Annotated in this window: 11 protein-coding genes; 5 read left to right on the forward strand and 6 right to left on the reverse strand. The window is 53.5% G+C overall.

Annotated features, from left to right (window positions below; genetic code table 11):
- Nucleotides 1-99: 99 nt before the first annotated feature.
- Entirely contained in the window at nucleotides 100-1,782 is a 1,683-nt protein-coding gene (locus tag C7M51_RS17160) for an AsmA family protein (RefSeq protein WP_160622777.1), read from the forward strand.
- Here the strand turns inward: C7M51_RS17160 and fabY are convergent.
- From fabY to typA, 5 genes are all read right to left on the reverse strand, one after another.
- Nucleotides 1,773-2,702 (reverse strand): fatty acid biosynthesis protein FabY, encoded by a 930-nt coding sequence (fabY, locus tag C7M51_RS17165; RefSeq protein ID WP_160622778.1) that lies wholly within the window; start codon nucleotides 2,700-2,702, stop codon nucleotides 1,773-1,775. The two genes, C7M51_RS17160 and fabY, sit on opposite strands and share 10 nt — an antisense overlap.
- Before the next feature lie 58 nt (nucleotides 2,703-2,760).
- Nucleotides 2,761-3,198: a D-aminoacyl-tRNA deacylase gene (dtd, locus tag C7M51_RS17170; RefSeq protein WP_160622779.1), complete on the reverse strand. Its 438-nt coding sequence runs from the start codon at nucleotides 3,196-3,198 to the stop codon at nucleotides 2,761-2,763.
- Entirely contained in the window at nucleotides 3,195-4,058 is an 864-nt protein-coding gene (locus C7M51_RS17175; RefSeq protein ID WP_160622780.1) for a virulence factor BrkB family protein, read from the reverse strand. Before C7M51_RS17175 ends, dtd begins: the two co-directional genes overlap by 4 nt.
- Nucleotides 4,058-4,657, reverse strand: coding sequence for a glucose-1-phosphatase (yihX, locus tag C7M51_RS17180; protein WP_160622781.1), 600 nt, complete (start codon nucleotides 4,655-4,657; stop codon nucleotides 4,058-4,060). Before yihX ends, C7M51_RS17175 begins: the two co-directional genes overlap by 1 nt.
- A gap of 193 nt (nucleotides 4,658-4,850) precedes the next feature.
- Entirely contained in the window at nucleotides 4,851-6,674 is a 1,824-nt protein-coding gene (typA, locus tag C7M51_RS17185; protein WP_160622782.1) for a ribosome-dependent GTPase TypA, read from the reverse strand.
- A 435-nt stretch (nucleotides 6,675-7,109) separates the two neighbouring features.
- Here typA and glnA point away from each other — a divergent pair, with 435 nt between their 5' ends.
- The 4 genes from glnA (at nucleotide 7,110) to C7M51_RS17205 (ending at nucleotide 11,354) form a co-directional block, all read left to right on the forward strand.
- Nucleotides 7,110-8,519: a glutamate--ammonia ligase gene (gene glnA / locus C7M51_RS17190; RefSeq protein ID WP_160622783.1), complete on the forward strand. Its 1,410-nt coding sequence runs from the start codon at nucleotides 7,110-7,112 to the stop codon at nucleotides 8,517-8,519.
- 138 nt (nucleotides 8,520-8,657) lie between these two features.
- On the forward strand, nucleotides 8,658-9,707 hold the full coding sequence (gene glnL, locus C7M51_RS17195) for a nitrogen regulation protein NR(II) (RefSeq protein WP_160622784.1): 1,050 nt from the start codon (nucleotides 8,658-8,660) through the stop codon (nucleotides 9,705-9,707).
- 7 nt (nucleotides 9,708-9,714) lie between these two features.
- Nucleotides 9,715-11,124, forward strand: a complete 1,410-nt coding sequence (glnG, locus tag C7M51_RS17200; RefSeq protein WP_160622785.1) for a nitrogen regulation protein NR(I) — start codon at nucleotides 9,715-9,717, stop codon at nucleotides 11,122-11,124.
- 107 nt (nucleotides 11,125-11,231) lie between these two features.
- Nucleotides 11,232-11,354: a YshB family small membrane protein gene (locus C7M51_RS17205; protein ID WP_160622786.1), complete on the forward strand. Its 123-nt coding sequence runs from the start codon at nucleotides 11,232-11,234 to the stop codon at nucleotides 11,352-11,354.
- 39 nt (nucleotides 11,355-11,393) lie between these two features.
- On the opposite strand, the gene hemN is transcribed toward C7M51_RS17205, so the two are convergent.
- On the reverse strand, nucleotides 11,394-12,767 hold the full coding sequence (hemN, locus tag C7M51_RS17210) for an oxygen-independent coproporphyrinogen III oxidase (protein ID WP_160622787.1): 1,374 nt from the start codon (nucleotides 12,765-12,767) through the stop codon (nucleotides 11,394-11,396).
- Nucleotides 12,768-12,971: the final 204 nt, after the last annotated feature.

Below are 12,971 nucleotides of genomic sequence, written 5' to 3' on the forward strand. Positions count from 1 at the left end.
CATCCAACTATTTATTTCCAGCTTTACAACCAGGCAGTTGAGCTATGTCGGTAATTCAGGCATAACTGGCGATACCGGAAATTCATACGGATGGATGCAATGAAATTTGTCGGAAAGTTAATTCTTTCGCTGCTTGTACTGCTGCTACTGATAGTGGTGGTCATTTACTTTCTGCTGCAAAGCCACTGGGGAGCAGAATGGGCGAGCAGACGCATCAGTGATGATACGGCGTATCATCTGTCCGTCGCTAAAATCGAACATAACTTTTCCGATCCCACCCTGCTTGTTTTACATAACGTCAGCTTTGGACACGATGGTCGCCCTGCCGTTATGGTGGCGAAAACCGTTAGCCTCGGCCTGTCATTAAACCTGCTTAATGAACCCCTACGCTTCGCCAGTATTGAGCTACGCGATGGCATACTGGATGTTGCTAATATGCCTGGTAACCTGGCATGGCCGCTACAGGCCGATCGGCTACAGCTACATGATATGGCAGTGAATAGTCCACGCCTGAAGATTAACGCTAAAAAGCTCAACGGCGGCATTATTCCGTGGCAACCCCAGCCAGGGAAAATCGCCGGTAACAATGCCAGTTTTCAGATCAGTGCAGACAGCGCCACGCTCAACGGTTTGACGGCTACCAATGCGCTGATTCAGGGGCGTATCAACGACAACCAGCTAATGGTGAACACCTTTGGTGCCGATATCGCTCGTGGTGCGGTAACCGGTAGCGCACGGCGGGACAGCCAGGGTAACTGGCACGTAGCGGCGCTACGGCTAAATGACATTCGCCTGCAAACCGATAAAACATTAGCTGCCTTTCTACAGCCGCTGCGTACCCTTCCCTCCGTTAACATTGCCCGGCTTGATTTAACCAATGCCCGATTGCAGGGGCCAGACTGGGCGGTGACCGATCTCAATCTGTTAATTAAAAACCTGACGCTGCATCAGGGAAGCTGGCAAAGCGAGGACGGGGCGCTGGCGCTGAGCGCCGACAGCTTTATCAACGGACAGCTGACGCTCAACGATCCCATTCTTAACCTGCGTTTTTCGCCGCAGGGCGTCAGCGATGCTCGTTTCAGTTCTCGCTGGGTTAACGGGCTGATTCGTGCGCAGGGAAACTGGCAACGCCAGAGCAAACGGCTGACGCTGGACGAACTGGCGCTGGCGGGGCTGGAATATACGCTACCGGAAAACTGGCGCGATCGCTGGATGGCGACGCTGCCGAACTGGCTCGATAGCGTGCTGGTGAAAAAACTGAGCGGCAACCGCGATCTGCTTATCGATGTGAATCCCGCCTGGCCATTCCAGATAACGGCGCTGGACGCAACGGGAACCAATTTGCTGCTGGCCCGTCAGCATCAGTGGGGAATATGGGAAGGTCATCTCAATCTGAACGCTGCGGAAGCAACCTTTAATCGCACCGACGTGCGTCATCCTTCACTGGCGCTGAACGCCAGCGCTGAAAAAATTAACGTAACGGAGATGAGCGGTTTTATCGGAGAAGGAATGCTGGAAGGTCTGGCAACGCTTGAGCAGGCCCCTGCACGCCATCTGTCACTGACGCTAAACGGGCGTGCAGTACCGGCGGACGTATTAAAAAACTGGGGCTGGCCCGCTTCACCGCTTGCCGGGCCAGCAACGCTACAGCTAAAGCTGGAGGCGCGTCTGGCTGCCGATACGCCGCTGAAAAACAGCGCCAGCGGCACATTGTTACTTAATGCCGCAGGGCAATCCCTGCAACAAAACATGACGCAGGGCGTGGTCAGCACTCAACCCTGAGGCTCCAGTGGCCCGTCTGGATCGGCGGGCAGTACAATATAAACGCCATTAAATACCGCGCCACATTCGTCATTGCCGAACAGTTCCACCTCCAGCTGAACACGGGCTTTACGCCCGCGCGCCAGGCGATCGAGATCGCCACTTAACGAACCAAGATCTGCCGTCGCGCTGGGCTTGCCGCTGATAGGCTGGCTGTAACGAATATGCGCATCCGCCAGAATAATGGTGCCGCCCAGATGACGTTCACGCAGCAGCAGCCAGATTAGCCCCCAGCCGGTAAGCGTTGCCAGCGAAAACAGGCTGCCTGCAAACAAAGTATGATGAGGATTTTGGTTGCCGGTTTCCGGCATGGTCGTCATAAATTTTTGGCCGGTATATTGTGAAATACGCACGCCCATTTTCTCGCTGAGCGGAATATGTTCATACCAGGCCTGCTGTAGCTGACCGCACCAGTCAGCGCGATGGAGAATATCGTCCAGCGTGATCACCGGCTTAATCATTAAAAAATGACGTACCGGCGTAGTCAGCGGCGCGGTGATCTCCCCCTGATTGAGATAACCCAGCTTGGCAAAAAACTCTACCGCATCTTCACGGGCGCTACAGACAACACGCTTTACCCCCTCCTGGCGCGCAACCGATTCAAGCGTCATCGCCACCAGCGTTCCCAGCCCTTTGCCCTGCACGGTTGGATGCACTGCCAGAAAGCGTATCGACGCTTCGTTATCGGCATTAATATAGAGCCGCCCCGCCGCGACCGGTTTGCCCTGCTCATCCACCACCATCTGATGATGCGCCAGGGCATCCCAGGCATCCCGTTCCGAGCCCTGCGGCTGACGCAGCGGCTTACGCAACATTTCCCAGCGGAACTGATAGTACATTTCCAGTTCTTCGGCTGTTTCCGGCACTCGTAGATGATACATAAAAGGACTCTCTCGTTCGGCTTTCCGGTGGCGATCGTGCCATCAATAACAATCGACGTTAAACCTGTAACCAAAAGGTGACCGGACCATCGTTAACCAGTGCCACCTGCATATCTGCGGCAAAACGCCCATTTTCAACCGTCACACCCTGCTGACGACAGCAATCGCTGAAATAGTGATAAAGGCGCTCCGCCTCCTGCGGCTCAGCTCCGCGCGAAAAGCTGGGCCGCATGCCTTTTTGCGTATCCGCAGCGAGGGTAAATTGTGAAACAACCAGCACGCTGCCGCCAGCCTGCTGCACATTCAGGTTCATCTTGCCGTTTTCGTCGCTAAAAATACGATAGCCTAAAACCCGCTCGCAGAGACGCTGCGCTTTCTGCTCGTTATCTTCCTTTTCTACACCCAGCAATACCAGTAGACCCGGCCCGATGCTGCCTACTGTTTCACCCGATACCGTAACGCTGGCGCTAAGAACGCGCTGTATCAATGCAATCATGCTTCCTCGTGAGTTTTTTCTTCCTGTTGTCGCTGGCGATACTCCCCCAGCGTGACGGTTATTTCCGCTCCTAACAGTACGATACACCATGTCCAGTAAACCCACAGAAACAGAATCGGGATCACTGCCAGCACGCCGTAAATCAGCTGATACGATGGAAACATGGTGACATACAGGGAAAACGCTTTTTTACCCAGCTCAAACAGTATGCCAGCCACCAGCGCCCCAATCAGGGCGTCGCGAGGCGGCACGCGCGTGGTAGGCACCAGGCTGTACAGCAGCCAGAAAGCCAGCCAGGAGAGCAGTAATGGAAAAATGCGCAGCGTCTGATCAACCAATCCGGTCATACCGCTGACGGCTACCCATTTCAGCGAAAGCAGCCAAGTGCTGATCGCCAGACTCGCGCCTGCCAGCAACGGCCCAAGCGTTAAAATCATCCAGTAAACGGCAAAGGAAAAGACCAGGGGGCGCTTTTTCTGGCTGCGCCAGATAGCGTTTAACGCACTGTCGATGGAATGCATCAACAGCAGTGCCGTCACAATCAATCCTACCGCGCCCACCACCGTCATTTTATTAACGTTAGCGACAAACTGATCGAGATATTCCTGTACCACATTGCCTGCCGCCGGGACAAAGTTGTTGAAAATAAAGTGCTTTAGCTGAACGCTGATATCCGCGAAGACCGGAAACGCGGCAAAAAGAGAGAAAACTACCGCCACCAGCGGTACCAGTGCCAGCAGCGAAACAAAGGCGAGATTACCCGCCTCGGTGGTCATACTGTCATGCTCAATACGCTGCCACAGTAGCTTGAGCCAGGCGCCCGTCGCACGCAGACGCCGCTTCAGAGACAAAAGCTTCATTATTTAACGTTGGCTGCGAACCAGTCCGGAATAACGCGCGCATCGGTAACATGGACGGCAGTAATACCAAGCTGGCGAGCCGCCTCAATATTTTGTGGATGATCGTCGAAGAAAACCGCTTCATCAGCGCTAACGCCTTCCGCTTCCAGTACATGCTGATAAATACGGGCTTCCGGCTTACGCATTCCCAGATCCTGGGAGAGATAAAGTTTATCCGCCGCCTGCTGCACTTCAGGATATTGGGAAGGCCAGTATTCGCAGTGCAGACGGTTGGTATTAGAAAGGATAACCACACGTTCACCACGGCTGCGAAGCTGCTGCATCAGTGTAATAACCTCGGGACGCAAACCAACAAAAATGGCCTGCCAGCCGGAAACAAACTGCTCGTAGCTCAGCGCGATATCCAGTTCCGCGCATAAATTTGCTGCAAACTCTTCATCGCTGATTTCGCCACGCTCATGCCGTTCAAAGTTTTCACCCATCTGAAAGCGGCTTTTCAGCAGCGCTAACGGGACACGGCTCAGATCGCTCCAGACGCCCAGCACCCGGCTGAAATCGATATCTACAACGACATTACCTAAATCAAAGATATACAGCATGGTCATCTCCTTTTGTCCCGTTGGATAGCTCACTGTAACGATAAAACGGCGGGCTGAACAGGGTACAACGTCAGGGATGAAGAAATCAGAACGGCAATTCAGGCAGGGAGAGAGGCTAGTTTTGATGCCCGGATAAAAAAATGGCCCCGTAAGGGGCCATGTTACAGCGTTAGCTTACAGGCTGGCGTGACGGTTATACGTCTTTGCTGCCGCGCGCTGCGCGCTTACGATCGTTTTCCGTCAGGTAACGTTTACGGATACGTACCGAGGTCGGCGTCACTTCAACCAGTTCATCATCATCGATAAACTCGATCGCCTGCTCCAGCGTCATCTTGATCGGCGGAACCAGCGTCGTTGCTTCATCCGTACCAGAAGCACGCATGTTAGTCAGCTTCTTACCCGTCAGGCAGTTTACGGTCAGGTCGTTAGAGCGGCTGTGGATACCGATAATCTGGCCTTCATACACTTCCGCACCGTGACCCAGGAACAGTTTACCGCGATCCTGCAAGCCGAAGAGCGCAAAGGCAACCGCCTTGCCCTGACCGTTAGAGATCAGTACGCCGTTCTGGCGCTGACCAACTTCACCCGGACGTACATCGTCATAGTGGCTGAAGGTGGAGTAAAGCAGACCGGTACCGGAGGTCATGGTCATAAATTCGTTACGGAAGCCGATCAGACCACGGCTTGGGATCACGTAATCCAGACGCACACGGCCCTTACCATCCGGGTCCATGTTTTTCAGGTCGCCTTTACGTTCGCCCATCGCCTGCATCACCGCACCCTGATGCTGTTCTTCGATATCCAGCGTCACGTTTTCGAACGGTTCCTGCTTACGGCCATCCACTTCACGGAAGATAACTTTCGGACGGGATACCGCCAGCTCAAAGCCTTCACGACGCATGTTTTCGATCAGGACAGAGAGGTGCAGCTCACCGCGCCCGGAAACACGGAAAGCATCCGCATCTTCGGTTTCTTCTACGCGCAGCGCAACGTTGTGTACCAGCTCTTTCTTCAGACGCTCAAGGATCTGGCGTGACGTCACGTATTTACCTTCTTTACCGCAGAACGGCGAGGTATTAACGTTGAAGAACATGGTAACGGTCGGCTCATCGACGCTCAGCGCAGGCAGCGCTTCAACGTTTTGCGGATCGCAGATGGTATCGGAGATATTCAGCTCGCCCAGACCGGTAATCGCGATGATGTCGCCCGCTTCAGCCAGATCAGTATCGATACGCTCCAGGCCCAGGTGACCCAGCACCTTGCCAACTTTCGCGTTACGCGTTTTACCTTCGCTATCGATAACCGTTACCTGCTGGTTCGGCTTCACTTTACCGCGTTTGATGCGGCCAATACCGATAACGCCCAGGTAGTTGTTGTAGTCCAGCTGAGAGATTTGCATCTGCAGCGGGCCATCCAGATCGACGCTCGGCGCCGGAACGTGGTCAACAATCGCCTGGTAAAGCGGGGTCATGTCAGCGGCCATATCGGTATGGTCAACGCCAGCGATGCCCTGCAACGCAGAAGCATAAATAATCGGGAAATCGAGCTGCTCGTCAGTCGCGTCGAGGTTAACGAACAGATCAAATACCTGGTCAACAACCCAGTCAGGGCGCGCGCCAGGACGGTCGATTTTGTTGATAACCACGATCGGTTTCAGACCATGAGCAAAAGCTTTTTTGGTCACGAAACGCGTCTGCGGCATAGGGCCGTCCATCGCATCGACAACCAGCAGCACTGAATCAACCATGGACATTACGCGCTCAACTTCACCACCGAAGTCGGCGTGTCCGGGAGTATCAACGATGTTGATACGATAGTCGTTCCATTTGATGGCGGTATTTTTCGCGAGGATGGTAATCCCACGCTCTTTCTCCAAATCGTTGGAGTCCATTACACGCTCAGTTGCTTCAGTACGGGCATCAAAAGTACCGGACTGTTGCAGCAGTTTGTCAACCAGGGTGGTTTTCCCATGGTCAACGTGCGCAATAATGGCGATGTTACGCAAATTTTCGATCACAGCTTTGCCTCAGGCATTAGAAATAGCGCGCTATTGTACACGGATTAATCGAAGGACTGAACAGGATCACAAATATCAAAGAAAGAATGCTGTAGGGCTTGCCTTAAACACCACTTTCAGTGCAAAAAATGCACCTGATTGACCAGCTGCACCATAATGGTGCTCAAAATCAGCTCATATGCACTACAATGGTGCGCGACATCCATCATGGTGCATCTCTCTTTTGTCGAGAGCGTGCATCATAGCGCTTTTTAGGCCAAATAAAAAAGTTGGCACAGAATTCGCTTTATTTCACTTAAGCAAAAACGACAGTTTCCACAACGGTTGATAGCTTGTCCGAGTACTTTGTTGCCGGCTGTACGCCCGACTTTACGCGTCTGGCAGGATGAAGTTCTCTCACCACGACGACAATGACAATGATCAGGAGAGTTGAGTATGTCCGCTGAACACGTTCTTTCGATGATGAATGAACACGAGGTTAAGTTTGTTGATCTGCGCTTCACCGACACCAAAGGCAAAGAACAGCACGTAACCATTCCTGCCCACCAGGTCAACGCAGACTTCTTCGAAGAAGGCAAAATGTTTGACGGCTCCTCTATCGGTGGCTGGAAAGGCATCAACGAATCAGACATGGTGCTGATGCCAGACCCAACTACCGCAGTGTTGGATCCATTCTACGAAGATTCCACGCTGATCATCCGTTGTGACATTCTTGAGCCGGGCACCATGCAGGGCTATGACCGCGACCCGCGCTCCATCGCTAAACGCGCGGAAGATTTCCTGCGCTCTTCCGGCATCGCTGATACCGTGCTGTTCGGCCCGGAACCGGAATTCTTCCTGTTTGATGATATTCGTTTTGGCAGCAGCACTTCCGGTTCACACGTCGCTATCGATGATATTGAAGCAGCATGGAACACCGGCAAAGAATATGAAGGCGGCAACAAAGGCCACCGTCCGGGCCTGAAGGGTGGTTACTTCCCGGTTCCGCCGGTAGATTCCGCACAGGATATCCGCTCCGCTATGTGTCTGACGATGGAGCAGATGGGTCTGGTGGTAGAAGCACATCACCACGAAGTCGCTACCGCTGGTCAGAACGAAGTGGCTACCCGCTTCAACACCATGGTGAAGAAAGCAGACGAAATCCAGATTTACAAATATGTCGTACACAACGTCGCGCACGCCTGGGGCAAAACTGCCACCTTTATGCCGAAACCGATGTTTGGCGATAACGGCTCTGGTATGCACTGCCATATGTCTCTGTCTAAAGGCGGCACTAACCTGTTCGCTGGCGACAAATACGGCGGCCTTTCTGAAATGGCGCTGTTCTATATCGGCGGTGTGATTAAACATGCGAAGGCGATCAACGCTCTGGCTAACCCGACCACCAACTCTTATAAACGTCTGGTTCCGGGTTATGAAGCACCGGTCATGCTGGCTTACTCTGCACGTAACCGCTCAGCTTCTATCCGTATCCCGGTAGTTGCCAGCCCGAAAGCGCGTCGTATTGAAGCTCGTTTCCCGGATCCGGCTGCTAACCCGTACCTGGCTTTTGCTGCACTGCTGATGGCTGGCCTCGACGGCGTTATCAACAAAATCCATCCTGGCGATGCGATGGACAAAAACCTGTATGACCTGCCGCCGGAAGAAGAGGCAGAAATTCCAAAAGTAGCGGCCTCTCTGGAAGAAGCGCTCGATGCGCTGAACGAAGATCGTGAATTCCTGACCCGTGGCGGCGTCTTTACTGACGATGCTATCGATGCCTATATCGAGCTACGTAAGTCTGAAATGGAACGTGTACGTATGACGCCGCATCCGGTTGAGTTCGAGCTCTATTACAGCGTCTAATTGATTTGAGTTTTTGTTGCCGTGGAAACTTTCAGCCCATCTTCGGATGGGCTTTTTTCTCCGCTTCTCCACTGGCCGGAATATCGCGTTATCAAACCTGAAACTATAATGCACTAAAACGGTGCAGGAGAACGCTGTATGGCAACTGGCCTGCTGCCCGATGCTGGGCAGATTCTCAACTCTCTAATTAACTGCATACTGCTGGTTGATAATGACCTGGTTATTCACTACGCCAATCCGGCGGCGCAACAGCTGCTGGCGCAAAGTTCGCGCAAGCTTTTCGGTACGCCGCTGCCGGAGCTGACGGGCTATTTTTCCCTCAATATTAGCGTCATGCAGGAAAGTCTGGCCGCAGGCCAGGGCTTTACCGACAGCGAAGTAACGCTGGTGGTGGATGGACGAGCCCATATTATGTCGCTGACCGCCCAACGTCTGCCTGACGGCCTGATCCTGCTGGAAATGGCACCGATGGATAACCAACGACGCCTTAGTCAGGAGCAGATTCAACATGCGCAGCAGGTCGCTGCCCGCGATCTGGTACGGGGACTGGCGCATGAGATTAAAAATCCGCTCGGCGGCCTGCGTGGTGCGGCTCAGCTGCTGGCAAAAGCCCTGCCCGATCCATCCCTGACGGAATATACCAAAGTAATTATCGAACAGGCCGATCGCCTGCGTAACCTGGTCGATCGTCTGTTAGGCCCGCAACAGCCGGGAATGCATGTAACGCAGAGCATTCATCAGGTGGCAGAGCGGGTTGTGAGCCTGGTCAATATGGAGCTACCGCATAATGTTTCGCTAGTACGCGACTACGATCCCAGCCTGCCGGAGCTACCGCACGATCCCGATCAGATAGAGCAGGTTTTACTGAACGTGGTGCGTAATGCATTACAGGCGCTGGGCGAAGCAGGCGGCACCATTATGATACGCACCCGTACCGCCTTCCAGCTCACGCTGCATGGCGTACGCTACCGCCTGGTAGCGCGTATTGATGTTGTGGATGACGGGCCGGGCATTCCTACTCAGCTACAGGATACGCTGTTCTACCCTATGGTCAGCGGACGCGAAGGTGGCACCGGGCTGGGCCTCTCTATTGCCCGCAGCCTGCTCGATCAGCATTCAGGAAAAATAGAATTCAGCAGTTGGCCCGGTCATACCGAATTTTCCATTTACCTGCCTATTCGCCAGTGAGGTTTCTATGCAACGAGGGATAGTTTGGATCGTCGATGACGATAGCTCCATCCGCTGGGTGCTTGAACGCGCACTGACCGGAGCTGGTTTAAGCTGCACGACATTTGAAAGCGGCCATGCCGTGCTGGAAGCGCTCGCCAGCAAAACCCCAGACGTTTTACTGTCAGATATACGTATGCCCGGCATGGATGGCCTTGCACTACTGAAACAGATTAAACAGCGCCACCCGATGTTGCCGGTCATCATTATGACGGCACATTCCGATCTGGACGCCGCCGTCAGCGCCTACCAGCAGGGCGCTTTTGATTACTTGCCCAAACCTTTTGATATTGATGAAGCGGTTGCGCTGGTAGAACGCGCTATCAGCCACTATCAGGAGCAGCAGCAGCCGCGAGACAGGCCGGTTAATGGCCCCACTACTGATATTATCGGCGAAGCACCAGCGATGCAGGATGTATTTCGTATCATTGGCCGCCTTTCGCGATCTTCAATCAGCGTATTGATTAACGGTGAGTCCGGCACCGGTAAGGAACTGGTAGCACATGCGCTGCATCGCCACAGTCCACGCGCCAAGGCACCGTTTATCGCGCTGAATATGGCAGCTATTCCCAAAGATCTCATCGAATCTGAGCTGTTCGGTCATGAGAAAGGCGCCTTTACCGGCGCGAACCAGATTCGTCAGGGGCGCTTTGAACAGGCGGACGGCGGCACGCTGTTTTTGGATGAAATTGGCGATATGCCGCTCGACGTACAGACGCGTCTGCTACGCGTACTGGCTGACGGGCAGTTTTACCGTGTTGGCGGCTATGCGCCGGTAAAAGTGGATGTACGCATTATCGCTGCAACCCATCAGAACCTGGAAAGGCGCGTACAGGAAGGCAAGTTTCGCGAAGACCTGTTTCACCGCCTGAATGTGATTCGTGTGCATCTGCCACCGCTGCGCGAACGTCGTGAGGATATACCGCGCCTGGCGCGCTATTTCCTGCAGGTTGCCGCCCGCGAGCTGGGCGTTGAGGCCAAAATTCTGCATCCCGAAGCTGAAGCGGCACTGACTCGTCTGCACTGGTCGGGTAACGTGCGCCAGCTGGAAAACACCTGTCGCTGGTTGACGGTAATGGCCGCCGGTCAGGAGGTGCTGATTCAGGATCTGCCGCCAGAGCTATTTGAAAGCACCAGTAGCGATCCGACGGTACAATCACTGCCGGATAGCTGGGCAACGTTGCTTGCGCAATGGGCCGATCGGGCGCTGCGTTCCGGTCATCAGGATCTGTTGTCGGAAGCACAACCGGAGCTGGAGCGTACTCTGCTCACTACCGCACTGCGCCATACGCAGGGGCATAAACAGGAGGCGGCACGCCTGCTGGGCTGGGGACGTAATACGCTTACGCGTAAACTGAAAGAATTGGGTATGGAATAAGCCAGAAAAGATCAAAAAAGGTTGTTTATTGCACAATTTTAGTAGCATTACGCTTTACACTTCGGTGCCGTTCAGTATTATTTTGAGCGGTTATCCGGAGGTTTATTATGCTTGAATCACTGATGCATTTGGTCTCGCAAAGCGCTGAAACCGGTGCCGCTTTCGGTCATTCACCACAAACCGCGCTGGCGGCTGTGTTATGCGCCGTGATGCTTAATTTCTTCAGTTAACAGAAAGGCCGGAACATACCGGCCTTTTTGTTACGCAGCTTAAATCACGCGTGAGAATTGCTGCTGTCGGGCTCGCTGCCGCATGTAAACATCAAAGCACATACAGATGTTACGAATCAGCAAACGCCCTTTAGGCGTTACCGTCAAGCTATCGCTGCTTATCTCCACCAGCCCGTCTTCCGCCAGCGGCGCAAGAAGCGCTAAATCTTCAGCAAAATAGTCCGTAAATTTCACACCGCCTGCCGCTTCTGCCTCATGGAAAGAAAGCGCAAAATTGCAGATAAGTGACTTAATCACATCACGTCGCAGGCAATCATCCGCGCTCAGCGATAACCCGCGCCATAAGGCATTCCCCTGTTGCTCCACGCTGGCATAGTACGCTTTCAGATCTTTTTGATTCTGGGCGTAACAGTCGCCCAGCATGCTGATGGCGGATACGCCCATACCCAACAGATCGCTGTCGCCATGCGTAGTGTAACCCTGGAAATTGCGATGCAGTTTGCCCTCTCGCTGTGCAATAGCCAGCTCATCATCAGGGCGCGCAAAGTGATCCATCCCGATATACTGATAGCCCTGCGCGGTTAGCGTCGCGATAGTTTGTTGTAAAATATCCAGCTTCTGCGCCGCGCTCGGCAGTTCATCATCTTTAATTTTCCGCTGAGCGGCAAACAGCGTCGGCAGGTGCGCATAGTTAAACACGCTCAGGCGATCGGGTTGCAGCATCGCAACCTTTTCCAACGTATAGGCGAAGCTTTGTGGCGTCTGCATAGGCAGGCCATATATCAAATCGATATTGCTGGAGGTAAAACCCAGCTCACGCGCTCGTGCAATCAGCGCGAAGATAAAGGCCTCATCCTGAACACGGTTAACCCGTTCCTGCACCACTTTATTAAAGTCCTGCACGCCCATACTCAGACGGTTAAAGCCCAGCGAACGCAGATGATCGAGTACGTCCAGCTCTAATTCACGCGGATCAACTTCAATAGAGATCTCCGCCTCATCACTGAAAGAGAAGCATTCGCGCAGTATGGTCATCAGGCGGCTGATTTGTGCTTTACTCAGCCAGGTTGGCGTTCCGCCGCCCCAGTGCATTTGCATGACCTTACGTTCACTGAATAAGGCGGCACGCTGGCGGATTTCCTGTTCCAGCACGTCAAGATAGCGATCGCCCTTGTGCATCTGTCGGGTAACCTGTTTGTTACAACCACAGAAATAGCAGAGACGATGACAAAACGGAATATGGATATAAAGAGAAAGTGGGCGTTCGGGATAGCGCCGGGCAGCCTGTTGAAATGCCGCCTCGCTCCAGCCCTCAGTGAACTCCAGCGCAGTGGGATAAGAGGTATAGCGTGGCCCGGCGTAGTTATATTTTTCGATCAGGGCCTGATCCCACTCGGTTAACGGCAATGCCATGTTTACTCCTTCCAGTTACGACGCTTTACGGGCCGCGTCAGTAACAAGGAGGCCTGGCGCTGCCGGTTAGCGGTAGCTCGGCGCAGCCGGGATTTCAGCTGCGTCAGGCGACGTAGTCTAACAAACAGCCAAAACAGATAACACGCTAATAAAAATGCGATAATTGATCCAGGCCAAAACATGATGTAATACCTGAATAACGGA

Origin of the sequence: Mixta intestinalis (assembly GCF_009914055.1) — a bacterium.
Classification (GTDB): Bacteria; Pseudomonadota; Gammaproteobacteria; order Enterobacterales; family Enterobacteriaceae; genus Mixta; species Mixta intestinalis.

Bases quoted from the DNA above. Each gene is read 5' to 3' on its own strand.
- C7M51_RS17160 (WP_160622777.1), top strand. From the start codon at position 100: ATGAAATTTGTCGGAAAGTTAATTCTTTCGCTGCTTGTACTGCTGCTA.
- fabY (WP_160622778.1), bottom strand. From the start codon at position 2,702: ATGTATCATCTACGAGTGCCGGAAACAGCCGAAGAACTGGAAATGTAC.
- dtd (WP_160622779.1), bottom strand. From the start codon at position 3,198: ATGATTGCATTGATACAGCGCGTTCTTAGCGCCAGCGTTACGGTATCG.
- C7M51_RS17175 (WP_160622780.1), bottom strand. From the start codon at position 4,058: ATGAAGCTTTTGTCTCTGAAGCGGCGTCTGCGTGCGACGGGCGCCTGG.
- yihX (WP_160622781.1), bottom strand. From the start codon at position 4,657: ATGCTGTATATCTTTGATTTAGGTAATGTCGTTGTAGATATCGATTTC.
- glnA (WP_160622783.1), top strand. From the start codon at position 7,110: ATGTCCGCTGAACACGTTCTTTCGATGATGAATGAACACGAGGTTAAG.
- glnL (WP_160622784.1), top strand. From the start codon at position 8,658: ATGGCAACTGGCCTGCTGCCCGATGCTGGGCAGATTCTCAACTCTCTA.
- glnG (WP_160622785.1), top strand. From the start codon at position 9,715: ATGCAACGAGGGATAGTTTGGATCGTCGATGACGATAGCTCCATCCGC.
- C7M51_RS17205 (WP_160622786.1), top strand. From the start codon at position 11,232: ATGCTTGAATCACTGATGCATTTGGTCTCGCAAAGCGCTGAAACCGGT.
- hemN (WP_160622787.1), bottom strand. From the start codon at position 12,767: ATGGCATTGCCGTTAACCGAGTGGGATCAGGCCCTGATCGAAAAATAT.